Origin of the sequence: Luteolibacter sp. Populi, from assembly GCF_040801775.1 — a bacterium.
Classification (GTDB): domain Bacteria; phylum Verrucomicrobiota; class Verrucomicrobiia; order Verrucomicrobiales; family Akkermansiaceae; genus Haloferula.
In genome coordinates, this window is the sequence record NZ_CP161812.1 from 5726178 (window position 1) to 5752771 (window position 26594).

Genomic DNA, 26594 nt, shown 5'->3' on the forward strand with positions numbered 1-26594 from the left:
GATGACCTTTCCCCGGAAAATAGGACTGCTCCTGATCCTCGTGGCGATCGCCGCGGCCTGGTCGTATGAGGCCGGACTCTCGCTGCCCTCGCTGCGGTGGTTTTACTCCTTCCATGCCGAGCCGGGAGCCTTCCGGCCGGGTGACTGGCGATATACCCAGGAGCGTTACATCGGCCATGCCTTCGCGGGTCTGACCGGCTTGGTCGGCGTCCTGATGATCGCCTTCGGGGGGGCTTCCACTGGAATCCGTTGACCCTGCGCCGCCTGAGCCGCTTCCAGGCGATCGGCCGGGGCTGGTGGGCCTTCCGGATTTTCGTGTTCCTGCTGGTGCTGGCGGCGCTGGACCAGACGCTGGTCGGCCGCAGAGCCCTGGCGGTGAACTATAACGGGGAGTGGCTTTTCCCCGCGTTTCAACAGAGGACCTATACCGAGGAATTTTTCGGCGGAGGGGAGGACCAGGAAGTGGACTACCGGGTGCTGGCCAAGCGCTTCAAGGAGGAGAACAAAGGCGGCAAGGTAATCATGCCGCCGGTTCCCTGGGACCCGGTGCTCGATTCCGACGAACTCCAGAAGCGCCCGCTGGTGGAGTCGGAGGGCAAGATCTACTTTCCCGGCGGCAAGGAGCCCTTCAGCGGCTATGCGGTGCAGTACTGGCCGAAGAGCCAGGACATCAAGCTACGCGACGCGCGCTTCCGCAGCGGCCTGCTGCAGGGGCCGGCCACGCTCTTCGATGGCAAGGGTGAATTCGCCGGCAAGCAGACCTGGTTCGAGGGCAAGCTGGTGGAGACCTCCGCCGAAGATGGCGGACCTGTGGCCGCGGGAATCCCCTGGGTGCAACTGCTCTACAAGCCCGCGCCGCCCACCCTCGCGGAGCAGCACTTTCTGGGCACGGATTCGAACGGCTGGGATATCGCCGCGCAGCTCTTCGGAGGCTTTCAGGTGATCGTGAAGGCGGCCTTCCTTTTCTTCCTGCTGATCTACGGCGCGGGCATCACCATCGGCTGCCTTCAAGGCTACCTGGGCGGAGCCTTCGACCTGATCGTGGAGCGGATTGTCGAGATCATCAGCAACATCCCCTTCCTGCTGGTGGTGATCATCATCACCGCGAACATCGGTCGCGATAACATCGACCTGATGACGATCGTGGTGATCTTTGCGGCCTTTTCCTGGATCGGCATCTCGGCCTATCTGCGCACCGCCACCTACCGGGAGAAGGCGCGCGATTATGCCGCGGCGGCGCGGGTCCAGGGAGCGGGGACCGCGCGGGTGATCTTCCGCCACATCCTGCCGAATGCGATCTCCACGATCGTGACGCTGCTGCCTTTCACCTTCGCCGGTCTGGCGACCTCGCTGACGGCGCTGGACTATCTCGGCTTCGGCCTGCCGGACAGCTATCCGAGCTGGGGCCGGGTGCTGGAAGACGGCACCTCGAACCTTTCCTCGCCATGGATCGTATGCTCGGTCTTCGCGGTGATGGTCAGCGTGCTGCTGCTGATCACCTTCATCGGCGAGGCGATCCGCGAGGCCTTCGATCCCAAGAAATTCACCACCTACCAATGAAGCGACCGGCTCTTATCATCGCCGCCTTCGCCTTGGGCCTGGCGAGCTTCTTCCTGAGTTCCTGCAAGAAGGATCTCAGCGCCAAACCGTACGACAACACCGCCGAGCGCGAGGCCTTCTACAAGAGCTACAACGCGAAGGTCATGGCCAAGCTGGCGACCGATCTCAAGGCGACCGAGGCCGCGCTGGCGGGCCAGCTCTCCGATAAGGATCGGAAGGAAAAGACCGCGCTGCTCGATGGCCTGAAGCGCCGCAGCGAGCGGCCCACCTACTTCGAATTCCTCAAGCCCGAAGACCTGCCGCAGGACCTGCAGTGGACCTCGGGCGAGGACCAGCCGGACATCGGCTCGCCGCAGGCGAAGAAGGGCGGGACCCTGCACTACTACTTGGAAGGCTACGCTTTTCCCGCGACCATCCGTCCGATCGGGGCGGAGGCGAACAACAGCTTCCGTTCCTATCACACGGACGACATCGAGCTGTATCCCGTGATGCTTCACCCGGACACGGCCAAGATGATTCCGGGGCTGGCGGATCGCTGGGCCGTGTCGGCTGACGGACAGGAGGTTTACTATCACATCGATCCCGAGGCCCGCTGGTCGGACGGCAAGAAGGTGACATCGCGCGACTGGATGATGTCGTACTACATGTACCTTTCCGACTACCTCAGCGAGCCCTTCTACCGCAACTACGTGGGGGAGGAATTCTGGGGTATCGCGAGCTACGGGGATGATTACTTCTGCCTGCGGATGTCCACGCCGAAGCCCCTGGCCCCGTATGTTGCAGGCGGGTCGTGGGTCTATCAGGAGGACTTCTTCAAGGAATTCGGTCCCGACTTCGAGGCGCGCTACAACTGGCGTCCGCGGCCGACCACCGGGGCCTACGAGATCCGCGCGGAGGACATCCGCAAGGGCCGCTCGATCTCCCTGACCCGCGTGAAGGACTGGTGGGCAAAGGACCGCAAGTACTACCGCTACCGTTTCAATCCCGACCGGCTCGAATACCTGCTGGTCCGGGATACGGAGAAAGTGTTTCAGATGTTCAAGCTCGGGGACCTGGACCTGTTCTTCCCGATCGATCCGGTCAAGTGGTATGAGCAGACCGAGATCCCGCAGGTCTTCAAGGGCTACATCGAGAAGGTCACTTACTACAATCAGTACCCGGCGATTTCGGTGGGCCTCTATCTCAACCACCACCAGCCGCTGCTAGGGAATCAGGATGTCCGCATCGGCCTGCAGCATGCCTCGAATTGGCAGAAGGTGATCGACTTCGACCTGCGCGGGGATGCCGAGCGCCTGAACACGCTGGAGGCCGGCTATGCGAACTATTCCCACCAGACGCTCAAGACACGGCCCTTCGATGTGACTCTGGCACGTGCGGCGTTCGCCAAGGCCGGTTTCACCCAAGCCGGGCAGGATGGTATCCTGCAGGATGCGCAGGGCCGCCGCCTGTCCTTCACCATCAGCTACCTGAAGCAGCCGCAGTATGATTCGTGGATGCTGCGGATCAAGGAGGAGGCGAAGAAGGCCGGCGTGGAGTATAAGCTGGAGGGCATGGACAACAGTGCCTTCTTCGCGAAGATTCAGCGCAAGGAACACGAGATGGCGCTGCTGGGTTGGCAGGGGCAGCTGCCCTTCCCGGACTTCTATCAGGGCTTCCACTCGAAGGAGGCTTACGAGCCGGGGACGGACAAGCCGAAGCCGATGACCAACAACATCTCGGTCTTCGCAGATCCCACGGTGGACCCCATCCTGGAGGCGAACCGTGCGGCGCGAAGCGAGGAGGTGGTGCGCGATACGACGCACCAGCTTGAGGAGATCTTCCACGAGCGCGCCGTGTGGGTACCGGCGATCCGGCGGCCTTTCTTCCGCACGGCTTTCTGGCGCTGGGTGCGCTGGCCGGATGATTTCAACGTCCGCCTCGGCAATGACCCGCAGATGAACCACGTGCTGTGGATCGATCAGGATATCAAGAAGGAGACCCTGGAAGCGATGAAGTCGGGGAAGAGCTTCCCGGAGAAGAACACGGTCTACGACAAACACCGCGAAAAGAAGACCGCCGAATGAGCGAACCCCTCCTTCAGATCCGCGATCTGATCACGGCCTTCGATACCGATGCGGGACTCGTCCGCGCGGTCGATCAGGTGTCCTTCGACATTGCCCGCGGGAAGACCTTGGGAATCGTGGGCGAGTCCGGCTGTGGCAAGAGCGTCACGGCGATGTCGATCGTGCGCCTGCTGCCGCAGCCCTCGGGCAAGATCCTGCAGGGCGAGGTGAACTTCAAAGGCCGCGACCTGACGCGGCTCAGCCCGAAGGAAATCCGCAAGGTCCGCGGCAACGAGATCGGCGTGATTTTCCAGGAGCCGATGACCGCGCTCAACCCGGTGCAGCGGATCGGCAAGCAGCTCGCGGAGTGCTTCATGATCCACAAGGGCATGAGCGGGAGGAAGGCTTGGGAGGCAGGGGTCGAGATGCTGCGGCTGGTGAAGATTCCCGCGCCGGAACTCAGGGCAGGGGACTACCCGCACCAGCTTTCCGGGGGCATGCGCCAGCGCGTGGTGATCGCCATGGCCCTCGCACTGCGGCCCGATCTGGTGATCGCCGATGAGCCGACCACCGCGCTCGATGTCACGGTGCAGGCGCAGATCCTGGATCTGATGAAGCGCCTCCAGGCGGAGATGGGCATGTCGCTCATTCTCATCACGCACGATCTGGGAGTGATCGCGGAGACCTGCGACGAAGTGGTGGTGATGTATGCCGGCCGGGTGGTCGAGCGCGCGCCGGTGAAGGAGCTTTTCGCCCGTCCGCTGCACGCCTACACGCGCGGTCTGCTGGCCTCGATCCCGCGACTGGAAACGCCGCGCAAGGCGATCCTGCCGGTGATCCCGGGCATGGTCGCCTCGCTCAAGGATCTGGTGCCCGGCTGCCGCTTCTGCCAGCGCCTGGATCGCCAGGTTTCCAAGCTGCTGCGCGAGCGCCCTCCCTTCATCCAGGTAAGCCCCGGCCATTGGGTCGAGGCCTGTCCGAGCTGCTACGCATCCACCGAGGTATGACACCGATCCTATCAGTCCGCGATCTCAAGGTGCACTTCCCGGTTTCGGGTGGACTCTTCCACCGCCAGATCGGCTCGGTGCGCGCGGTCGATGGCGTGTCCTTCGACATTGCGCCCGGCGAGACCCTCGGCCTGGTCGGCGAGTCCGGTTGCGGGAAGTCCACCTTGGGAAGGGCGATCGTCCGCCTCAACGAGGCCAACGGGGGCTCGGTCCATTTCGACGGCAAGGACATCACCAAGCTGAGTCGCGGCGGGATGCAGCCGCTGCGCCGCCAGATCCAGATGATCTTCCAGGATCCGGTGGAATCGCTCAATGCCCGCCACAGCGTGCGCGAGATCATCGAGGAACCTCTGGTGATCCACGGCCTGGGAAACTCCCAGACACGGCGCAAGCGGGTGGATGAGCTGTTAGAGCGGGTGGGCCTGCAGAGCGCCGCTGCCGACCGCTACCCTTTCGAGTTCTCCGGCGGCCAGCGCCAGCGCATCGGCATCGCCCGCGCCATCGCCTTGAACCCCAAGCTGATCGTTTGCGATGAGGCGGTGTCCGCGCTCGACGTCTCGGTGCAATCGCAGGTGCTGAACCTTTTGTTAGAGCTGCAGCGCGACCTCCAGCTTTCCTACCTTTTCATCGCCCACAACCTGGCGGTGGTGAAGCACATCTCCGACCGCGTGGCGGTGATGTATCTGGGCAAAATCGTCGAGCTGGCGGACTCCGATGCGATCTACCATCGCCCGAAGCATGCCTACACCAAGGCGCTGCTCTCCGCGATCCCCGAGCCGGATCCCACGCTGGAGAAAAAGCGCATTCTTCTGGAGGGCGATGTGCCCTCGCCGATCGACCCGCCGAAGGGCAGCGCCTTCGGCCACCGCATCAAGCATCCGCGCTACGAGGAGACGATTGGCGCGGACCTATCGCTGCGCGAGCTTGAACCCGGGCATTGGGTGGCGGCGGATCCGTGCTGCTTGGAGGAAGCGGATTGGAAGAGGATCGCGGGGAAAACCGCCGAAGCGGGGCCCTGAGGCTTGTGGCATTCCCTGCGAGCCGGTAGTCTCGGGCCATGAACATCGGAAAAGAGAACTCTTCCGGTCGGGAGGAGAATTCTTCCGAGACCGGGAACAAAGAATCGGAAGCCATGGCGGATGCTTGGGCTGCCTTGGCCGGACGGTGGAAAGCGGATTCCAGTGGGGAGGTTGAAATCGCTTCGATCTGCGAAGCTCGTTCCGGCGGTCGCGAGTTGGATCTTGCCTGGTAACTCCAAGCTGGACCGGCTCAAGCCTGCCGGGCTTCCACTACCTGGTGGCTCTGCACCGGCTCGGCTTCGGCCATGCGCAGCTTCCGCCTCGGTCCTTCAATCGGCAGGCCGAAGACCGTGGTGGCGAGCATGGCACCGGCGAGGAGGCGGAGCAGACGGCGGTGGAGGGTGGCGCTGGTCATGCACGGAGGATCCCATGGATCGGGCCGGTGAACCATTACGTCATGACGGGTGGGGGGCCTGAAATTCCGGGGTTCAACTCCAAATTCCAAGGACCGGAGGGCCGCTCACGCCTGAATTCCCACGGGTGGGTGTCAGCGGGCGGAGACGAAGGCCCTCCGCGCCGGTTCGGGAAGACTGGTGAGAATCTTCTGGCGGGCAGGATTGTTCGGGCTGACCCGAAGGAGGGCTTCTCTCCAATAGATCTTCAAGGAATCGGTTCGGGCCCCATATGTTTTCTTTTCGATAATCTCCCAAGGGGCGATAGGGTCGCGGACGAACTGGTCCAGGAACTCGCCGAGATAGATGCTATCAGAGGAGTTTTCCTTCATCACGGCATCCAGCGCCGCGCGCCAATCCGCTTGTATCCAATCGCGCAGGATCAGGGCTCCGGCACGGCGGCGTTCCGCCAGGGGGAGGCCCTGCCAGGCGAGTGTCCGCCAAGCGGCCTCGCAGACGCTGGCGGCGGGCGGACTCTCAGGGCGTCGTTCGCCTGAAGGAGGATCGGCTGCCTCCTTTGGAAGCCCGGAGACGGCGGGGGCTGGCGGGGCCTGCACCTTCGGCGGGAACCCGGGAATACTGCGGAAGAGAACGACTCCGGCTGCGATCGCAAGCAGATGCGTGGTGCCTAACAGCAGGCAGCGGCGGGTGGAGAATGAATTCATGGGATCAGGGCTTCTGGAACTCTTCGACGAGATAGAGATGGGGGCTATGCTTGATCCGCTGGACCAAGGTGGCCCGGGCGGCATCCCGGTTCGGACCGTGTGGCAAATGGCGGACCCACTCGATGTAGTCATCGGCGGATTTCCGGTAAGCACCCTTGGAAAATTCCTCCCACGCGGCGGTGCGCGCCTGGGTTTCCTCGGGGCTATCGGGGCCGGGCGCAAGGGCGACGATGGCGTGGAAGTCGGCAGGATTCCCCTCGATAAAGTCAGAGGTGCTGTAGTTGAGCAACGCGGGCTTTCGCTCCTTCTCCGGCAGGCTGGCCAGCAGGCTGGATGCGGCCAGAGGATTCTCCCAGGCCAGCACGCGAAAGACATTGAGACGGACCTCCCGCGCGGCAGCCGCAGTGAGCTCCGGGAGGGCTGTCTCCACCGCAGCCAGGACTTGCTCCGCGGTCATGACGCCGTGGCGGAAGGCATGGCGTAGGTCGTGCCCGCTATTCATGGAGTTGTGGACGTCACAAAGGGCGAATAGCCCGAGTGCAGCCTCGCGATTTACGGCGGAGGGCTTGCTCAGTCCCCAAGCCCAGCCCCTTTCGGCAATACGCTCATCCAGGGGCATTTCCGGCCCCGCATGCAGACAGAGCCGCCGGCGCAGGCCGTGCTCGGTGTATGGGCCCTTCTCGGAGAGCGCTGGCAGGTAGCCCCGCGACTTCAGGAGCCGGAAGAGTTGATAGGCTTTCCTCCCGTTCTTCTCGTCCTCGAGAACGAGCATCACAAGAGCCGGGTCCTTGGCAGCTATGGCAAGATCGGCCAAGCCATCAAAGTCGTCCGATGGCCAAGCGCGGACCACGTCACGAATCGGGTCGCCTGGCGTGGAGGTGGAGAAGTTCCCCTGAATCAAGGCGGCGGCCTCCTTGGCATCGAGCGCCGCGAGACGCGGCGCGAGCAACTCGTAGAGTCTGGACAAGCCGCGGTAGAAGAGGGGGAACTTTTTAGCCAAGGCGATGTGCTCCTGCAGCGGGATCTGCTCCAGTGCTTGGGCGAGAAGCTCCTTCCGGACATGGTTGGTCCCGAGATACAAGTGCAGGGCGGCTTCCGGATTCTCGCGAAACCACGCAAGATAAGCCGCGGCGGATTTCGCGCCGGGGGGGATCCCGAGCACTCCGTCCTCCGTGAGGGCGCGGACTTGCTTTTCGCCCTCGCCGGGAGCCATTTGATTGGCGAGTCGGAGCGCCTCCACAGGGTCATACCCGGTGGGGGCTCCCCGGGCATAGGCGATCGCCTGGGTGGCCATTGCGGCGCTCTCGGCTGAGATGGGGTCCCTGATGACGATGGGAGCCTCGGCTTGGCGCTCTGCGCTTGCCGCGGGGGCTGTTCCAAGCGGAGGACGAAAGTAGAGGAAGATGCCGCCGCTGAGGAGGCAAAGCGCATGCGTGCCCAACAGTAGAGCCATTTTTGGCATGGGAACCGCCTATCTGAGCTGCACCACGATGCGAGGGAAAACGAAGTGGAGCTGATATTTAGGAAGAATCAACTGTTGGATCGCGGGCAGATGGCCTTGCTCGCGGGTAGGGGGAATGAACTTCTCACTTGGAACTTCCCCCGGCTCCCCCCAAAACCGCCCCGGAAATGAAAATCGTCGTCGTGGGCAAGGGAGGGCGCGAGCACGCGCTGGTGAGGGCGCTGGCGGAATCCCCGTCTGCTCCCTACTTGTACTGCTTCCCCGGCAGCGATGCGATTCACCTGCTCGCCCGCCCGGTGGCGGCGGAGGGCCTCGAATCCTTGGTCGAGTGGATGGAAGTCCACGAGATCGACCTCTGCATCGCCGGCGAGGAAAGCTACCTGGTGAAGGGCGAGGGCCTGGCCAATCTCTGCGAGAAGGCCGGGATCCCTTGCTGGGGCCCGCATTTCCAATCGGCCCAGCTCGAGGCCAGCAAGGAATTCGCCAAGCAATTCCTGCTCCGCCACGGCATCCCGACCGCCTCTGCGACTGCCGCGGCGACCCTTGAGGAAGCCCGCGCCGCGATCGCCGGGAATTACCCGACCGTCCTGAAGTTCGACGGCCTGGCCGCGGGCAAGGGCGTGGCCGTCTGCATGAACGAAGGGGAAGGGGCGGCCTTCCTCGACGAGGTTTTCACGCAGAACCGCTTCGGCCCCGGCCGGGTGCTGGTGGAGGAATTCCTCACCGGTCCGGAGGTCTCGATCTTCGCCGCGATCGTCGATGACCATTATCTGATCTTCACGCCCGCCCGCGACTACAAGCGCATCGGCGAGGGCGATGCCGGGGCGAATACCGGAGGCATGGGCGCGGTCGCGAGCCGCCAATTGATCCCCGCGGAATTGCTCGCGGAGATCGAGCGGGATGTCGTTGCTCCCACCGTCGCCGGGCTACGCCAGGAAGGCCTGCCCTACCGAGGCTTCCTCTACTTCGGCCTCATGCTTACGCCGCAGGGTCCGAAGGTCATCGAATACAATTGCCGCTTCGGCGATCCCGAGTGCCAGGCGGTGATGCCGCTGGTGAAGGGTGATCTTGCCGAGTTCTGTCTCGCGGGGGCGAAGGGCGAGCTGAAGCCCGAACTGATTTCTTTCGACGAAGGCTGGAGCGTCTGTGTGGTCCTGGCCTCCGCCGGGTATCCCGAAAGTTCCCGCAACGGCGATGTGATCCAAGGCCTCGATCATCCCGCGGAAAACCGCGTCTATCACGCTGGCACCCGCCTCAATCCGGCGGGGCGCTGGGAAACGAACGGCGGCCGGGTTCTCGCCGCCGTCGCCGGTGCCACCACCCGTGCGGAGGCCGTCGCCGCCGCCCATGCCGCGGCTGACAAAATCAGCTTTGCCGGCTCGCAACGCCGCCGTGACATCGGCATCCTCCACTTTGAAGGCTGAATCGTCTGTCTCGATCCGTCATTCACTGAGCCACACTTCATGAGCCGCATCCTCGGACCCGATGACATCGAGCAGGGCATCGCCGCCCTTGCCGCCGCGATCCGCGAGCGCACCGCTGGCGCACCCATCGCCCTCGTCGGCATCCGCAGCCGTGGCGATGAGGTGGCCGAACGCGTCTGCAACCGCCTCGCCGAGGAAGACCGTGAACTCGCCATGGGCGTGCTCGACATTTCGCTCTACCGGGACGACTACGAGCACCTCCACGAGAACCCCAAGCTTCAGGAGAGCGACATCCCGTTCACCGTCGATGGCGCGCACATCATCCTCGTCGATGACGTGCTCTTCACCGGTCGCACCATCCGCGCCGCTCTGGATGCGCTCTCCGACTACGGCCGCCCGGCCAAGGTCGAGCTGGCCACGCTGATCGACCGCGGCCACCGCGAGATGCCGATCCAGCCGGACTATACCGGCATCGTCCTGGAAACCGCGCGACACGATCACGTGCATGTTTCCTTGGAAGCGAGCGATGGAGAGGACAAGATCGAAGTCGTCGAACGAACCCCTGAGTAGCCCAGCCATGCTTCCCCAACGCCGGAAAACCGCCGAGGAAATCGCGAAACTCCGCGAGGCCATGGGCGTTCCCGGCGCGGCTGCCGCGGAAGGTGAAGTGGCAGAGGCCACCGAGGACCCTGAGATCTCAAATCTTGAATCTCAAATTTCAGATCCGAAACCTGAGATCTCAGATCCAAAATCTCAAATTTCAGAGCTGGAATCTTTCGGAAGGAAGGCCGCTAGCGGCCACGCCCCTCTCAAATCTGAAATCTCAGATCTGAAATCTGAAATTTCGGATCTCAAATCCCCCCCCGTCGGGGAAGACCTGCCGACCATCGTCCCTCGCCAGCCCAAGGCCGTCCGCTCGCTTCGCAAGTCCGAGCAAGGCATCATTGAGCCCAAGCCTCTGGACCCCGCCGTCGCCATCGTCCGCATTGACGCTCCTGCGCTGCCGCAGCGTCGTCACAATGACCGGGAGTTGATGGAGATGCGCCGCGTCCAAGCCGCGGCACCGGACCAGGCGATCAGCCACATTCTCGATCTCACGGCTCCCTGGTATTTTACCGCCCTCGGCTACCTGCTGCCTTTGTGCGGTGCCTTCTGTGGCTGGCTCGCCGCGTGGGCCCCGCAGATTCCTTCACCCGAGTTCCCGACCATCGCGATGGCCGAGTTTTCCCGCAAGCCTTGGCTCGGCACCCTCGGGTTCGGCCTGCTCGCCGGCTTCAGTGTCGTCGGCCTGCTCCTCGCCGGATGGTTCGCGTGGAAGAAGCCGCGCTCGCGCCACCACGCCGGCTTCATCGCCATCCTCGCGGTGCTCATTCTCGCCTTCGGTATCAACCACCAGTTCTCACCCACCTATGGCCCGTAAGGACCTGCTCGACATCGCCTCGCTCCAGCGGGAGGAGATCGACCTCCTGCTCGATCAAGCCGTTCCCTTCAAGGAACTCTTCACCCGCTCCGTCAAGAAAGTCCCCGCGCTCAAGGGCAAGTCGGTGCTCATGCTCTTCTACGAGCCGAGCACCCGCACCCACTCCTCTTTCGAGGTCGCTGCCAAGCGCCTCTCCGCGGATGTCACGAACTTCGACGTGCCGCATTCCTCCGTGGTCAAGGGCGAGTCGGTCCGCGAAACCATCGAGACCCTGCAGGCGATGCGCACCGACTTCATCGTCGTCCGCCACGGCCGCAGCGGCCTGCCCGGCATGATCGCCCGCATGACCAAGGCCAGCGTGATCAATGCCGGCGACGGGGCACATGCGCACCCGACGCAGGGTCTGTTAGACGCCTTCACCATCAAGGAAGTCTTCCCCGATTTGACCGGCAAGCGGGTCCTGATCATCGGGGATATCCTGCACAGCCGCGTCGCCCGCTCGACCAGCACCATCCTCAAGCGCCTCGGCGTGGAAGTCGCCTATCTCGGCCCCGGCTCGCTGGTCCCGAAGTGCGGTCCCGAGAACACCCGCCGCTTCACGGATTACGATGAGGCCATGAAGTGGAAGCCCGATGTGGTCTATCTGCTACGTGTCCAGATGGAGCGACAGGATGTCCAGTATTTCCCCAGCTTGCGCGAGTATCACAGGGTTTACGGCATCACCGAGGAGCGCCTCAAGCGACTCGACGGCGAAGGCCTCTGGCTCATGCACCCCGGTCCCGTGAACCGCGGCGTGGAACTCTGCGATGCCGCCATGGACTATTCCCGCAGCCTCATCAACCAGCAGGTCGAGAACGGCATCGCGGTGCGGATGGCGGTGCTCTACTGGCTGAAGCCGGGTGGGGAAGAGTGAGAATCTAGGTCGGACAGCTCCCGTTTGTCATACAGATCGGCATCTAACAGATTGGTCTGGTAGGTTCGACCTTGAGTAAGATTATCTAATGACGGGTCTGGTTCCCACGACCAGAATCGCGGCAGCGACGGCACTTCTGAGCCCCGAAGATGAGCGTTGCTCTAACATTCCACCGTATTGATTCGTGCGAATGCAATTCAATGAAACGAGTTCTTGGCAAAGGTCTCTTGCCCGGTAGGGTGCACGGCTAAACCCTGTTAATCGCACTGCTCCGAGTTTCTGTTGGCGTGCGCCCTATACGCTGCAAGCTCTTCGTGTCCTGCCTTTTTGGCCGGGGCATGAAGTGGCGTTGTGCAAGCTTCAGCGTTTGAACTTCTCCGGCCCTTGGAGCCACGTGGCCCTTGAGGCGGAGAAGAGGGAACAAACCCGATACAACCCAACCCACCCACCCAAAACCAAAAATCCAAACGCGTTTCATCATGAAAACCCTTGGGAGAATACAAATGGCGCTGCTCGCGCTGGTAGCAGGCACTGCGTCTGTTAGAGCGCAATCCTGGAACCTCGTCTGGGCGGACGAGTTCAACGGCAGCATCGGGCCCGACTGGGTGTTCGAAACCGGCACCGGCGGCAACGGCTGGGGCAATAACGAACTCCAGTATTACCGCGCCGAGAACGCCACGATCGAGAACAACAACCTGGCCATCACCGCCAAGCTCGAGAACTTCGGGGGCAAGGCTTACACCTCCGCCCGCTTGAAAACCCAAGGTAAGAAGTCGTGGAAGTATGGGAAGATCGAGGCGCGCATCAAGATGCCCAACTTCACCGGCTCCTGGCCGGCGTTCTGGATGCTCGGTGACAATATTCCCCAGGTCGGGTGGCCCGCCTGCGGTGAGATCGACGTCATGGAGCACATCAATACCGAGGGCATCGTCCATGGTACCGTACACTGGTCCGATCCCGCCAATGTTTACGCCAGCTACACGGGGAACACCGGAACGGCTGTCACCGACTACCACACCTACACCGTGGAGTGGGATGCGAACATGATCCGCTGGTACCGCGATGGCGCCCAATTCCACTCCGTGAACATCGCGGGCGGCGTCAATGGCACCAGCGAGTTCCACAACAACTTCTTCATCCTCCTGAACTTCGCGGTCGGCGGAAACTGGCCGGGCTTCGCGGTCGATAACAATGCCTTCCCCTCGAAGATGCTGGTCGACTGGGTGCGTGTCTATCAGTGGGGCTCGCCCCCGCCACCTTCGGGTGCCCAGGCGCAGTTCATGCTGGTGAACAAGAACAGCGGCAAGTCGGTCGACCTGATCGCCGGCAACCAGTCCAACGGCGCGCAGATCAACCAGTGGAGCTACGACTACAATGGTCCGAACCAGCGCTGGTTCCTACAGCCGACGCCCAACGGCCACTTCAAGCTGATCTCCGCGGTGAGCGGCAAGGCGGCTTGCATCGAAGGTGACTCGACGGCCAACGGTGCGCGCTTGCACGCGTGGGACTACAACGAAGGCAATACTTCGCAACAGTGGGACCTCATCGACGCCGGCAACAGTTGGTACATGCTGCGCAACGTCCGCAGCGGCAAGGTGCTGGACGTGGCGAACTGGAGCACGGCGAACAATGCCACGATCCTGCAGTTCGATCAGCTGGCCGGAGCCAACCAGCTCTGGCGCCTGCAACCCTGGGGTGACTACTTCATCAAGGCCTCGACCGGGAAATACATCTGCGTCCAAGGCGGGAATGGCAACAACGGCAACAACATCATCCAGTATCAATGGGAGAACAACCCGTGGTTCAAGTGGCGCTTCGAGGGCAGCGGTGAAGGCCGCCTGAAGGCAGCGAGCCTTGCGGCCCTGGGCCGGGCCATCTCGGTCAAGTATGGCTCCACGGCAGCCGGCGAGGATGGCCATCTTTGGGACTACAATGCCGCCGCCAATGACCAGAAGCTCTGGATCCGCCCGCAGCTGAACGGGAAGTTCAAGTTCAACTTCGTGCACTCCGGCCTGACCTGGGACATCCCGGGTGGCAATGGCGCCAACAACGTGCCGCTGGAGCAACACCCGGACAACGGCAACGCGTGGCAGCAGTTCGAGTTGGAGCGCGTGCAGTGACATGTTTCGCCGGGAACCGGAATTCCTCCGGTTCCCGGCCTTTCCCATTCATTCGAATTCGGATGCAACGGCTGACTCTGCTGGCTGCGGGCGCTGTCCTGCTTGGAACTGCCATTCTCCTCACCAGGCCTGCGGGGAATCCTCCGCGGGCCCGTGAGCCGGGCCGTGCCGGTCGCACCCACGGCGATCCCTTCCCCGCGGCTCTGTCCGGGGAAGGCGATCTTCGCTCGGGGGATCGCCACGCCTCGCGCGAGCCGGACACGCATGACCCTTTCCGGGATCAAGCGCGTTTGATTGCCGCGATGCCGCAAGACACCGCCCGGGAGAATGCGGTTCGCGAGTTGGCCCAAGGCTGGGCTAGCAAGGCACCGGCCGCGGCCGAACGCTGGGCTGCTTCCTTGGCCGATCCCTCCGAACGCGAGCGCGCGCTTACCCATGTCAGCCTCGGAGGGGCTGCGCTGGACCCGCGTGGAGCGATCCGCATCGCCCAAGTGAACCAGCTTCACCAGGGCATCGTGGAGGCGATTGCCACCCGATGGGCAGCCGCCGACTTCGAAGCGGCCCTCTCGTGGGCCGAAGAGTCACCCCGTGGCGCAGGCAGTGACCGCGTGTTTTCGCAGCTCGTCCAGGCACGCGCAGTCACGGCACCGGCCGAAGCCGCAGCGATGCTTTCGGAATCGGCTCTCTCCGGCGCGCCTCACGAGGAAGCTGCGGTGGCCATCGTCCATCAGTGGCTCCTGAAAGACCCGGAAGCCGTCCGCCAATGGGTGGACCGTTTTCCGGAAGGTCCCGTGAAAGATCGCGCCATGGGCGAGATCCAGGAAATGAAGTCCCTTGGCAATAGCTCCCGCTGAGAGCCGGTGACAAGTCCCCGCGGGCGACCGGCTACTCCACCTGCCCCAAGCTCTTGAACAGGGCCATCATCTGCGGGCTCAGCTCCTTCAATTCGGCGCGATGAACCAGGCTCAGCCGCTCCAACTTCTCCCCGCCCTCCGTGGTCAGGCGCAGCAGCACCGAGCGCCGGTCCACGGCGCTCGCTTCCCTTGAGATCAGTCCGCCAAGCTCGAGCCGCTGGGCCAGTCCGACGGCGGTATTGTGCCGGATCCGCAGCCGCTCGGCCAGTTGGCCTACCGACGCCACGGCATCCGGGCTGCCGCGGATCGCCAGCAGCGCCTGATGTTGCTGGGGAGTCAGTCCTTCCTGGGCGGCGGCGGTTTCGCTGAATTCCAGGAAGCAACGCAGCGCGTGACGGAAGTCCGCCAGCCGGGCGTAGTCGGTGTCTTTCAGACTTTTGTTTTGTGCTGGCATCAGCGGCGGCGGCGCAGCGCGAGGCTGATCGCGGCCATCGCCGAAAGCACGGCAGTGGAAGGCTCGGGCACCGGCACGAAATCGCCGAAGCCGTCGGTCCCGCCGCCGTTGACGCCGAGATTCCCATCCCAAGCTCCGAAGATCCCGCTATTTTGGGCGGGCAATTGCGGGCTCGTGGTCGAGAACATATCGAAGCGGATCGAGGAGGTATCGTGATAGTAGAGGATCATGCCGCCACCCGGGCCGGTCTCGGATTGTCCCACGCCGGCCGCGTCGAAACGCCAGCTATCGCCCTCGTCCTGCACGCCGATCCCGCTCGCGTCGTTGAGCTGATAGCCAGCGAAGCCATCGCTGCCGAAAGCGCGGATCGCTTCGGATTGGCCGGGCTCGCCGTCGTGATCGTAGATCAGGAAGCGAACGCCCGGCAAAGTGATCGGCGTCGTAAAGTCACTCCCGCCGGTGAAGAAAGAACAGGGTCCATGCGATGCCGCCCACGGCTTGGGCAGGGTTGCCATCATGCCGATAGTAGACACCCAGGTCGTCGTTATTGGCGGAGCCGTTGTAGTCGGGAATCCAGCCGACCCAGTTGTAGGTGCTGGCGCCGACAATGTTCGAGGACTCGCCTTGGGTCAGGCCGATCATCGTGGCCCGGACGTCGATGGAAGTGCCGTTGTAGTTGCCGGCACCGGTGAAATCCATCTGCAGGGCCGAACTGTAATAAGGCCCTAGCGTGGAGTTGTTCGGATACATTTCCAACGCCGGCTGGACGTTGTTCGAGAAGCTCAGATCGACGTATGACTGTCCGTGAGCCGCCGCAGAAAGCAGGGCAATCGGCAGCGCGAATCGGGGTATTTTGATTCGAAGCATGGTGGTGGGGGGATGAAACAGCACGGGGCGTCTAGCAGTTTCACCCGGAGCCCGCTATAAAAAATTCGCGCTCCGGCAAGGCTTTGGGGTGAATTTTACGCATTTCTACGGATGCGTGGGATTTCATGCTAATTTTCCCGCCAAGGCGGTGGCCAGGGAGCCGACATTCTCCTCGTCGAAGAGAGTCAGGTGTCGCCCTGGGACCGGCACGATCTCCAGCCCGTGGCCGGCGAAATCGGTCCAGCCATAGTCGTCCGGCCATTCAACCTTGTCGCTCGCGGTCATCGCCTTGAAGAGCGTGATCCGTCCTTCGAAGCGCCGCGGGCGGTAAGCCTGCATCGCCCGCCAGTTTTCCTCGCGGACCTGCACACGGCGCAGATCGCTGTGCGCCTCCGCAGGGCCGTTGCCGAGCGCGGCGGCGACTTCCGCCTTGACCCGGCGGTTGGTCGCGATGCCCTCGGCGATGCGCTCGCGGAGCCGTTCAAGACGGGCGGGCAGCGGCAGGTCATGCTGCTGCTGCCAAAAGGCATTGAAGCGCCCGCCCAGCGAGTAGCGCTTGGCGGGGGCGACGGGATTGTGGGTGTCGAAGAGCCCGAGGAAGTCGACCCGGTGGCCCTGCTCTTCAAGTATGCAGGCCATCTCGTGCGCGACCACGCCGCCGAAAGAGTAGCCCGCGAGGCGGAAGGGACCGCCGGGGTGAATGGCGAGCAAGGTCCGCACGTAGGCCGCGGCTGTTTCCTCCACGGAGGCCGGGGCGATCGGGCCGTTGCTGCTCAGGTCGAGGGACTCGATCGCGTGCAGTGGGAAATCCCGTGGCATCCGCTCGGCGAGCGCACGGTAGAAGAGCACTCCGCCATCGCCGCCATGCAGGCAGAAGAGCGGAGCACCGGCTCCGGCTTCGGAGAGCGTCACCAAGTGGCCCCTGCCCGCGGGGAGTTCGGCGGTCGCTGCCGTCTCCGGGCAAAGGAGCAGGGCCAGACGGGCGACCGTGGGATGATTGAGGAGAGCGGCCAGCGGCAGGGTGCGGCCGAATTCGCGGTTGATGCGGGAGAAGAGGCGCAGCGCCATCAGCGAGTGGCCGCCGAGCGCGAAGAAATCATCGTCGCGACCGATCTCCGGAACTTGTAGTAGTTCGCTCCAGAGAGAAGCGAGTTTCTGCTCGGTATCGCCGGTAGGCGCGGAGAAGGGTTTCGCCTCCGAGGCAGCGGCATGTGCGGGATCGGGCAGGGCCGCGAGGTCGATCTTGCCATTCGCGGTGACCGGGAAATTTTCCACCAGCATCACGCCATCCGGACGCAGATACGCGGGCAGGCGCTCGGCCAGCCATGCCGTCAGGGCGGAGGCATCCAGCAGGCTGCCCTGCTCCGGCATCGCCCAGGCGAGGATGCGCTTGGTCTCGGCGCTTTCGCCGCGCACCGCGACCTTCGATTGGCGGACTTCAGGGTGGGAGGCCAGCACCGACTCGATTTCTCCGAGCTCGATGCGGAAGCCACGGACCTTCACCTGATGGTCGCGGCGGCCGATGAACTCGATGCTTCCATCCGGCAGCCAGCGGCAGAGGTCGCCGGTGCGGTAGAGAGGGGAAATGCCGAATGCCGAATTTCCGAATGTCGAATGAAGTGCCTCCGGGGGGGCGGTGAATCTTTCCGAGGTAAGGGCGGGGTCGTTGTGGTAGCGGAGAGCGAGGCCGTCGCCGCCGGTCAGGAGTTCGCCGGGGATGCCTGCGGGAACTGGTCGGCCCTGTTCATCCACGATGAAGACGCTGGTATTCGCGATCGGACGACCGATCGGAATCGAGGGTCGCTCGCAATCGGCCGGCGTGATCCGGTGGCAGGTCGTGAAGGTGGTGTTCTCCGTGGGTCCGTAGCCGTTGATCAGCGTGGTGCCCGGAAGTTCTTCGAGCGCGCGGCGGACATGCGGGACCGAAAGCACGTCACCACCGGCGAGCAAGTAGCGCAGGCCCTTGAGGGAATCCGCGTGCTCTTCGATCATCACCTGGAAGAGCCCCGCGGTCAGCCATAGCGTGGTCACTCCCTTGTCGCGGACCGCACTCGCGATATCCTGGAGACCGGTGCCGGAGGACGGAATCACCAGCTTGCCGCCATTGAGCAGCGGGCCCCAGATTTCCAAGGTGGAAGCATCGAAGGATAGTGGTGCCGCTTGGAGGAAAACGTCGTCCGGCGTGATCTCGATGAAGTCGCAGCCGCGCACCAGGCGGGCCACTCCGCGGTGCGGCACCAGCACGCCCTTCGGCTTCCCGGTCGAGCCGGAGGTGAAGAGCAAGTAGGCCGGAGACTCCGCGGTGATCGCGACTTCCGGGATGCCATTGAAGGGCGAGGCGCTGCCGACCACCGGCAACTGCATGACGCTGCCGCCTTGCCATGGGACAAAGGCCGCAAGGCAATCCCCGGCGGCCAGGACGAGCCTGGCACCGCTCTCTTCCAACAGGAGCGTGAGGCGCTCGGCAGGGTAGGAGGGGTCAAGCGGAACGTAGGCACCGCCGGCCATGAGGATACCGAGCAGGCCGGCGATCATCTCCGGGGCGGGCTTGGTGCAGAGCGCGACCATGTCGCCGGGCTTGAGGCCGAGCGTGGTCAGGTCGGTCGCGATGGCCGAAGCCTCGGCGAGCAGCTGCTCGTAGCTGAAGGAATACTCGCCGAATTCGATCGCCGTGCGCTGCGGGTGGGCATGGGCGGTTTCGATGAAGAGCGCCGCGATGTTCGAGTCGCGCGGATAGTCGGTGCGAATGCCCGACCACTCGTTGGCGATCGTCGTCGTCTCCGCGGGCGTCAGGATATCGAGCTGCGAGAGCGGCTTGGCCGGATCGTCCGCGATGTTCTCGAGCAGTTGCCGGTAGTGCCCGAGCATGCGCTCCGCGGTCGCGCGGTCGAAGAGATCGCTGCTGTAGTCGCAGGTCACGCGCCAGCCTTCGGCGCGCTCGACCATGAAGAAGTGCAGGTCGAAGATCGCGCCCGGCGAACGCGAGGGAATCGGGATCAGCTCGACGCCGCCGAATCGTCCCGCCTTCGCGAAGGAGCGCTGGTGGGTGAAGTTGACTTGGAAGAGCGGGTTGCGGCTCGGGTCGCGCTCCGGCTTGAGCGCCCGGACCAGGCACTCGAAGGGCAGGTCCTGGTTCTCGACCGCCTCTAACGCGGTATCCCGCACCTGCCGGATCAGCGATTCGAAGGAAGGATCGCCGGAAAGGTCGCTACGCAGGATCAGCGAATTGATGAAGACGCCGATCAGCGGTTCCAACTCGGCGCGGGTCCGGCCCGTGATCGGCGAGCCGATTGCGATGTCCGTGCTACCGCTGTAGCGGTGCAGCAGGACTTTGTAAGCCGCCAACAGCAGATGATAGAGCGTGGCGCCATGGCCCGCGGCGATCGTTTGCAGGCGCTGGGTCAGTTCCCGCGGCAAGAGGGCCGAGATCAGTTCGCCGTTCCAGGTCTTGGCCGCCGGGCGCGGGTGATCCGTCGGTAGATCGAGCTCGGCCATACCGGCGAGACGGCTCTTCCAAAAGGCCAGTTGCTTCGCGATCTCCGGACCGGCGAGGAAGTCCTTCTGCCACACGCTGAAGTCACCGTATTGGATCGGCGGCGGATCGAGCGGGCAGTCCTTTCCTTCGAAATAGGCTTGGTAAACCGCGGCCAGTTCCTCGGTCAGCACCGTCATCGAGGATCCGTCGAAGAGCGCGTGATGAACCGTGACATGCAGGATGTGCAGCGTCGGGGAAAGCCGCACCAGTTCGGCGCGGAACACCGGTCCGGTGGCAAGGTGGAAAGGCCGTTGCGCCTCGATGCTGCCGAGCCGGTCCGCTTCCGTCTGGCGCTCCTCTTCGGGCAGGCCGGTGAGATCGTGGACCTCCAGGGTGAAATCCGCATCCGGCCTCACGACTTGCAGCAGCTCGCCGTCGTCCTCCTCGAAATGCGTGCGCAGGGCCTCGTGGCGATCGATGATCGTGCAGAGGCTCCGCTCTAACAGGCGCAGGTCCAGCGGTCCCTCGAGCCGGAAGCGCATCGGGATGTTGAAGGCCGTGACTCCGGGCTGGAGCAGCTCCAGATACCAGAAGACCTGCTGGGCGATCGACGCCGGGAAGGCAAGCAACTCCGCGCCGTCGTCCGGAGGGGCGGCGGTAGCGTCTTGGGTTTGCGGGGCTTGGCTCATCAGGGTGGGGGGAGGATGAACACGGGTGGATGAACTTGAAATCTCGGAATTCAGGGAGCCTAGAGCTTCCGCCGATAGGCATCGCGGTTGACACGCTGGATGGTGGTCGCTGCGGCGGTGGCGGTCTCGGGTGCCGCCATCAGATCCGCGGCCAGCGCGGCGATATTCCGGTGGCGGAAGACCTGCGCCGGACTCAGCGCCAGCCCGGCGCGGGTGGCACGGGTGCTGATCTGGAAGATCAGGATCGAATCACCGCCGAGCTCGAAGATGTCATCGCCGGTGCCGATCTCACGCAGACCGAGGACCTGCTTCCAGATCTCGACCAATTGGCGCTCGGTCTCGTTCTTCGGGGCGGCGATGTCGCGGGCGGGTTTTTCCTCGCTGCCGGGAGCGGGCAGGGCCTTGCGGTCCACCTTGCCATTCGGCGTCAGTGGGAAGGCATCGAGTACGACGAATGACGTAGGCACCATGTAGTCCGGCAGCTTGCCGGCCAGGTGCTTGCGCAGCGCGCCGGGCAATTCACCGCCGGGAGCGGAGGGCGTGTCGTGATGAGGCACATTTGCCAGCGGCGCGGGCGTCGCCTGGATCGGCCATAGCGGCAGGCAGCCGCTGCCTGCGGGTAGGAAGATCGCATCGATCAGGCCCGCGCTGCCATTGCCGCGCCAGCGGACGTGAGCCCGGTAGCCGGTGGCCTCCGCGACCGCGAAGAGAGCCTCCGCGGACAGGGCGTTTCCGGGAACCCCGGGAGCGAAGGGCAGGGGACCACTCTCGGGCGAATGCTCGAGTGCCCGCAGGAAGCCGAGCGGCGAGTTCAAGCGGAAATCGGGAATTCCGGCGATCGCGAGTTCGTCCGGACCCTCGGCAAGGATCGCTTCAAGTTGCTCCAAATTCAGACGCTCCCATTGGCGCCACTTGGTGACCAATTGCACCGGCGGCTTCTCACCGACATGGAGGATGACGTCGTAGTGATAGGTCGTGGTCTCGTTCGCCATCTTGCCGCGGCGGAGCTGGATCTCGACATGGGCGAGGCCGGGCACGTCGAGGCGGTCGAACCACGCCGGATCGAGCGAGAGCTCGGTCTCGCGGGCCAGGCGCTGCGCGATCTTCTCGCGGAGTTGGGCGCAGGTGGTGCCATCGGGAGCGCGCTCGCGCAGGATCTCCGCGTGATGGGCGGCGAGCAAGGCATTGCCCTGGATGTCGCCGAGGAAGATGCGTCCACCGGGCTTCAGGCTGCGCGCGGCACCTTGCAGCACTCGGGTGAGGTAAGCGGCATCGGGGAAATACTGCGCCACCGAGTTGATCACCACGGTATCGAAATACTGCTCCGGGATCTCGCTGAAGTCATCCGCCGGGCGGTGGAGGAACTTCAAGTGCGGATGCGGCAGGCTCTTGCGCAGGGCATCGATGGCGACCTGCGAGATGTCCGCGGCCCAGTAAATTTCGGTCTCGCTGGCGAAGCGCGAGAGGATCTGGCCGGTGCCGCAGCCGATTTCGAAAATGCGGCGCGGGCCGTATTGCCGCAGCCGCGCCGCGGTCATGTCGATCCACTCGGTCACCTGCGCGTCGATGTCCGTGGCACCCGCCCAACCGGCGATCACGGAATCCAGGCGGTCGAGCTTGTCGCTGCCGGATTGGTCGATCGCGGACTTGTAGAGCAGATCCCACTGGTCCTGCCAGATCGCGGTGCCGTCGCCGCCTCCACTGCTGCCGGCCTTCACGTAGGCGATGAGGCGGCCGTCGTGGACATGGGCCACGGCCTGCGCCACGGCAGGGTGCTGTTCGAGATGCGTTTCGATATCGCCCAGCTCGATGCGGAAGCCGCGAACCTTCACCTGGTGGTCCATCCGGCCGAGGCACTCGACCGAGCCATCCGGCAGCCAGCGTGCAAGGTCACCGGTGCGGTAGAGTGGGGAAATGCCGGATGAAGAATTTCCGGATGACGAATGAAGTGCCTTCGGGAGAGGAATGAAGCGGTCGGCGGTCAGGTCGGGACGCTCGTGGTAGCCTTGTGCGAGGCCGTCGCCGCCGATCAGCAATTCGCCGGCGATGCCGACCGGTTGCGGCTGCATCGCGGCGTTCACGATGTAGACCTGCGTGTTGTCGATCGGGCGGCCGATGAGGACCGGACCTTCACCGGCGAAGACCTGCGTGGTGGTGGACCAGATCGTCGTCTCGGTCGGGCCATACACGTTCCAGACCTCGCCGCAGAGCGGGGCCAGACGGTTGACCAGATCGCGCGGCACGGCTTCACCACCGACGAGGGCCTTGAAGCCCGGCTTGCCGGTCCAGCCGCCTTCTAACAAGAGCCGCCAGGTCGAGGGCGTGGCCTGTAGCACGGTGATCCCGCGCTTCATGATGGTCTCCGCGAGGCGGTGTCCGTCGATGGTCATCTCGCGGGTCGCGATCAGGGTCTCCGCCCCGGTCGTCAATGGCAGGAAAATCTCCAGCCCGGCGATGTCGAAGGACAGCGTGGTCACGGCGAGCAGCACGTCGTCCGGCGAGAGGCCCGGCTCGCGACGCATCGAGTTCAGGAAGTTCACCACCGCGCGGTGCGGGATGCGCACGCCCTTTGGCCGACCGGTCGAGCCGGAGGTGAAGATCACATAGGCGGTGTCTTCCGGAAACGCCTCGACCGCGGTGAAGCCCGAGGCATCGCCGGGAATCTCATCTGCCAGCAGCACGACCGCGAGCGAAGACGGCAGTTCGCGGTGAAGCGTGGTCTGCGAGAGGATCACCGGCATGTGCGCATCTTCCACCATGAAGGCCAGTCGTTCCGCGGGGAAAGTCGGATCCATCGGCACGTAGGCCGCGCCGCACTTCAGGATCGCCAGCAAGCCTGCGACCATTTCGGTCGAGCGCTCGAGGTGGATGCCCACCAGGTCGCCGCGCTTCACGCCCGCAGTCTGCAGGCGGGCGGCGATGGCGTTCGAGCGCTGGTCGAGTTGGGAGTAGGTCAGCGAGACATTGCCACAGCTCACCGCCGCTTTGTCCGGCACCCGGGCCGCCACACCCGCAATCAGGCAGGGCAGGGTGGCTGTGCGCGGGTAGTCGCGCTGCGTGGCGTTCCACTCGCCGAGGATGCGGGCGCTTTCATCCGGCGTGAGGATCGGCAGCGATTGCAGGGCAGCGTCGCCATCGGCGATCGTGCTCTCGATCAGCTGCTCGAAGCAACCGAGCCAGCGGCGGATGGTGGCCGCGTCGTGGAGGTCGGTGTTATATTCGCACTCCACGATCATCCTCTCGTCGGTCTGGACGAGGTTGAAGAAGAGGTCGAAATTGACGTGGCGCTTCGGATTCGTTTCGACGTCGAAGCTGAGGCCATCGAACGCGATCTGGTCGCTGCCCGATTTGTCGATGTTGAACATCACCGTCACCAGCGGGAGGCGGCTGGTATCGCGCGGCAGGGTCAGCTTCTTCAGCAAACTGCCGAAGGTGTAGTCCTGGTAATCGTAAGCCTCCAGCACCTGCTCCTTCACCTCGGCGGCGAAAGCGCGGAAAGGGCGATCCGCGGCGGCGTTCAAGCGCAACGGCAGGAAGTTCAGGCAGTGGCCCACGAGTTCGTCGCGGCCGATCCGCGTTTGTCCGGCGGCAGGCACGCCGATCACGAGGTCCTCTTGGCCGGTCAGGCGATGCAGCAGCGTCGCGAAAGTGCCGAGCAAGGTGGCGAACAGCGTTCCGCCCAGCTTCGGTGAAGCCTTCCTCAGTCGGGCATAGCGGTCCGCATCCAGCGTGATCGCCTCCATCGCGCCCGCATAAGTCTTCAACTGCGGGCGGGCCCGGTCGGTCGGCAGTTCCAGCACCGGCGCACCGGTCGAGAACTTGGCGACCCAGAAGCTCTCGGCGGCAACACGGTCGGCGGAGTCCTTGTTAGAGACTTCCAGGCGGGCATAGTCGGCGAAGGACATCGCCGGCGGCAGCATCGGCAGGCGGTCGGCCTTGCGGGCATTGTAGGCCTGCGCCAGCTCCATCAGGATCATCCCGAAGGACCAGCCGTCGCAGACCAGGTGGTGCGCGGTGAAGAGCAGTTCATGCGTATCCGCGGACAGCCGTGCGAGTTGCAAGCGAAGCAGCGGACCGTGAACCAGATCGAAGGGCGTGCGCGCCTCGTCCTCGCGGGCATGCGACCAGTGGAGGTCGCGGGCATCCGCGGTCAGGGCGGAGAAATCGTGCGTGGCGACTTCCACCTCGCGCGGAGCGGCGTGGAAGATCTGCTGCTGGCCATCCTCGCTGAAGCTGCTGCGCAGCGCCGGGTGACGCACCACGAGATCGGCCAGCGCCTTTTGCAGCGCGGCGGCATCCAGCGTGCCCTCGAAGCGGATCACGTTCGACTCGTTGTAAGAGCAGTTCGCATCGTCGCCCATCATCAGCGAGTGGAAGATCTCGCGCTGGGCCTCGGTGGTTGGCGCTACATCGCGGCGCGGGAAGACCGTCGGAGCCTCGTGGCCCACGGTGGATACCGGCAGGAAGCCCGCGGCCTGCATGTCGGTAACCGCTCCGGTGAAGCCGCGCACCACGCGGTCCAGATCCTCGTCCGTATGCGCGGTGGTGAAGTAGAGCGGACGCCCTTCCCAGATATGCACCCCGCGCTCGCGCAGGAAGTACCAGAGCAAGCTGGCATACTTCAGTTCCGGCGCGTGCTCGATCACCGCGTAGGCGCTGAAGTGCGGCAGGCGGATCGGCACGCCGATCTCGGCGAAATAGTCATTGAGCGTGCGGCACAAACGGCTCACCCGCTCGCTCACCTCGATCTGCAAGCGTGGGCCCTCGCCCTTCAAATGCTCCACCACGCGCCAAGCCGCGGCCAATGCCAGCGGATGCCGCACGAAGGTGCCGGCGAAGAAGGTTACGCCGACCTCTGGGAAACTATCATCGCCGTAGTTCCAGGCACCGCCATCGAGCGCATCCATGTATTCGCGCTTGCCGGCCAAGACACCGATCGGCATGCCGCCGCCGATGACCTTGCCGTAGGTGGCCAGGTCGGCTTCGACGCCGAAGTAGGCTTGCGCGCCGCCGGGGTGGCAGCGGAAACCGGTCACCACTTCGTCGAAGATCAGCGCCGTGCCGGAGGCTTTGGTGATCGCGCGGACTTCCTGCATGAACTCACGCGGCTGCAGGCCGGGAGCCCGGCTTTGCACCGGCTCGACCATCACCGCGGCCAGTTCGTGGGCGTGGGCCCTGAGAATCTCCAGTGAAGCCGGATCCGCGTAGTCGAGCACCAGCATGTTCTCAACGAGTGATTGCGGGATTCCGGGCGCGATCGGCTGCGCCTTGTAAACGCCATCGATCCAGGCACCGCGCACCAGCACTTCCTCGAACATGCCGTGGTAGTCGCCGGTGAAATACGCGATGCGGGTGCGACCCGTGATCGTGCGGGAGAGGCGCATCGCCGCCATCACCGCTTCGGAGCCGGTGTTGCAGAAGGTCGCGCGCTCCATGTTGGTCAGCTCGCAGATCGCCTTGGCGAGCTTGCCCGCGATCGGCGATTGCGGCCCGATCTCGATGCCGGTCTTGAGCTGCTTCTCGACCGCCTCGATCAACCAGTCCGGCGAGTGGCCGAAGAAGTAGGTGCCGAAGCCCATCGTGATATCGACGTATTCGTTGCCATCGAGATCCCAGATCTTCGCACCCTTCGAGCGGGAGGACACGATCGGATAGACCATTTCCTTCCACAGCGACTTGAAGCCGGAAACGGCGCGCGGATCGGCGTAGTGTTCGCGGTGCTCGGCGGTGTAGGCCTTCGAGGAAGCGGTCTTGCGGACGTAGCGGGCGATCAGTTCGTCGAGCGCCTTCTGCTGGGTCGCGGTGAGGCCGCCGTTCTCGCCCTTGTCGATCGGCTTGTAGGGACCGAAGCGGGCGTTGGCGGAAACGTTGCGGGCGTGACCGGCGGGCCACGCCACCGTAGCAAGTCCATTGGTTGGGGGTGCCGGAGCGGCAGCCGCCGGAACTCCACCGCGCTGGGATTCCAGCAGCGCCTGCATGAGCTGAATCTGATTCGCCATCAGTTGCTCGATGGCGGTGCCGCTGTTGGAGACCGCAGCAGGCAAGGTGACGGGTGCCGCCGTAACTACGGCAAGTGTCGTAGGCGCGGGGGCCGCAGCGGGCATCTGCTCGTCGAGATAGGCAGCCAATGCCGCGACCGAAGCCAGATCGCCGAGCATCTGGCGGAAGGTC

19 protein-coding genes are annotated in these 26594 nt (G+C 64.2%); 11 read left to right on the top strand and 8 right to left on the bottom strand.

Annotated elements, in window-relative coordinates:
• Position 1 precedes the first annotated feature (1 nt).
• The 5 genes from ABWK72_RS23265 to ABWK72_RS23285 are packed head-to-tail and all read left to right on the top strand — an operon-like array spanning position 2 to position 5628.
• Positions 2–253 (top strand): hypothetical protein, encoded by a 252-nt coding sequence (locus ABWK72_RS23265; RefSeq protein ID WP_367871969.1) that lies wholly within the window; start codon positions 2–4, stop codon positions 251–253.
• Positions 250–1560 (top strand): ABC transporter permease subunit, encoded by a 1311-nt coding sequence (locus ABWK72_RS23270; protein WP_367871970.1) that lies wholly within the window; start codon positions 250–252, stop codon positions 1558–1560. The genes ABWK72_RS23265 and ABWK72_RS23270 overlap by 4 nt, the downstream gene beginning before the upstream one ends.
• Positions 1557–3623: an ABC transporter substrate-binding protein gene (locus ABWK72_RS23275; protein ID WP_367871971.1), complete on the top strand. Its 2067-nt coding sequence runs from the start codon at positions 1557–1559 to the stop codon at positions 3621–3623. Before ABWK72_RS23270 ends, ABWK72_RS23275 begins: the two co-directional genes overlap by 4 nt.
• Entirely contained in the window at positions 3620–4609 is a 990-nt protein-coding gene (locus ABWK72_RS23280; RefSeq protein ID WP_367871972.1) for an ABC transporter ATP-binding protein, read from the top strand. Before ABWK72_RS23275 ends, ABWK72_RS23280 begins: the two co-directional genes overlap by 4 nt.
• Complete coding sequence (locus ABWK72_RS23285; RefSeq protein WP_367871973.1) at positions 4606–5628, top strand: ABC transporter ATP-binding protein; 1023 nt, start codon at positions 4606–4608, stop codon at positions 5626–5628. Before ABWK72_RS23280 ends, ABWK72_RS23285 begins: the two co-directional genes overlap by 4 nt.
• Before the next feature lie 250 nt (positions 5629–5878).
• On the opposite strand, the gene ABWK72_RS23290 is transcribed toward ABWK72_RS23285, so the two are convergent.
• The 3 genes from ABWK72_RS23290 to ABWK72_RS23300 all read right to left on the bottom strand — a co-directional run bounded on the left by ABWK72_RS23290 (position 5879) and on the right by ABWK72_RS23300 (position 8198).
• A complete protein-coding gene (locus tag ABWK72_RS23290; RefSeq protein ID WP_367871974.1) occupies positions 5879–6043 on the bottom strand; it encodes a hypothetical protein in 165 nt (54 codons plus the stop codon).
• A 132-nt stretch (positions 6044–6175) separates the two neighbouring features.
• Complete coding sequence (locus ABWK72_RS23295) at positions 6176–6745, bottom strand: hypothetical protein (protein WP_367871975.1); 570 nt, start codon at positions 6743–6745, stop codon at positions 6176–6178.
• 4 nt (positions 6746–6749) lie between these two features.
• Entirely contained in the window at positions 6750–8198 is a 1449-nt protein-coding gene (locus tag ABWK72_RS23300) for a hypothetical protein (protein WP_367871976.1), read from the bottom strand.
• A 176-nt stretch (positions 8199–8374) separates the two neighbouring features.
• Between ABWK72_RS23300 and purD the strand changes: the two genes are divergently transcribed.
• The 6 genes from purD to ABWK72_RS23330 all read left to right on the top strand — a co-directional run bounded on the left by purD (position 8375) and on the right by ABWK72_RS23330 (position 14938).
• A complete protein-coding gene (gene purD / locus ABWK72_RS23305) occupies positions 8375–9631 on the top strand; it encodes a phosphoribosylamine--glycine ligase (RefSeq protein ID WP_367871977.1) in 1257 nt (418 codons plus the stop codon).
• 39 nt (positions 9632–9670) lie between these two features.
• Positions 9671–10201: a bifunctional pyr operon transcriptional regulator/uracil phosphoribosyltransferase PyrR gene (gene pyrR, locus ABWK72_RS23310; protein ID WP_367871978.1), complete on the top strand. Its 531-nt coding sequence runs from the start codon at positions 9671–9673 to the stop codon at positions 10199–10201.
• Between the two features lie 469 nt (positions 10202–10670).
• Complete coding sequence (locus ABWK72_RS23315; RefSeq protein ID WP_367871979.1) at positions 10671–11051, top strand: hypothetical protein; 381 nt, start codon at positions 10671–10673, stop codon at positions 11049–11051.
• The gene (locus tag ABWK72_RS23320) at positions 11041–11964 is read left to right on the top strand and encodes an aspartate carbamoyltransferase catalytic subunit (RefSeq protein ID WP_367871980.1); all 924 of its coding nucleotides are present in this window, start codon (positions 11041–11043) and stop codon (positions 11962–11964) included. Before ABWK72_RS23315 ends, ABWK72_RS23320 begins: the two co-directional genes overlap by 11 nt.
• Positions 11965–12443: 479 nt before the next feature.
• Entirely contained in the window at positions 12444–14084 is a 1641-nt protein-coding gene (locus tag ABWK72_RS23325; protein ID WP_367871981.1) for an RICIN domain-containing protein, read from the top strand.
• A gap of 62 nt (positions 14085–14146) precedes the next feature.
• On the top strand, positions 14147–14938 hold the full coding sequence (locus ABWK72_RS23330) for a hypothetical protein (protein WP_367871982.1): 792 nt from the start codon (positions 14147–14149) through the stop codon (positions 14936–14938).
• 31 nt (positions 14939–14969) lie between these two features.
• Here ABWK72_RS23330 and ABWK72_RS23335 read toward each other — a convergent pair whose 3' ends face one another.
• From ABWK72_RS23335 to ABWK72_RS23355, 5 genes are all read right to left on the bottom strand, one after another.
• Positions 14970–15392, bottom strand: coding sequence for a MarR family winged helix-turn-helix transcriptional regulator (locus ABWK72_RS23335; protein WP_367871983.1), 423 nt, complete (start codon positions 15390–15392; stop codon positions 14970–14972).
• On the bottom strand, positions 15392–15910 hold the full coding sequence (locus ABWK72_RS23340) for a PEP-CTERM sorting domain-containing protein (protein WP_367871984.1): 519 nt from the start codon (positions 15908–15910) through the stop codon (positions 15392–15394). Before ABWK72_RS23340 ends, ABWK72_RS23335 begins: the two co-directional genes overlap by 1 nt.
• Positions 15840–16259: a hypothetical protein gene (locus ABWK72_RS23345; RefSeq protein WP_367871985.1), complete on the bottom strand. Its 420-nt coding sequence runs from the start codon at positions 16257–16259 to the stop codon at positions 15840–15842. Before ABWK72_RS23345 ends, ABWK72_RS23340 begins: the two co-directional genes overlap by 71 nt.
• Positions 16260–16382: 123 nt before the next feature.
• The gene (locus ABWK72_RS23350; protein WP_367871986.1) at positions 16383–20423 is read right to left on the bottom strand and encodes an amino acid adenylation domain-containing protein; all 4041 of its coding nucleotides are present in this window, start codon (positions 20421–20423) and stop codon (positions 16383–16385) included.
• Between the two features lie 59 nt (positions 20424–20482).
• The gene (locus ABWK72_RS23355) at positions 20483–26320 is read right to left on the bottom strand and encodes an amino acid adenylation domain-containing protein (RefSeq protein ID WP_367875375.1); all 5838 of its coding nucleotides are present in this window, start codon (positions 26318–26320) and stop codon (positions 20483–20485) included.
• Positions 26321–26594: the final 274 nt, after the last annotated feature.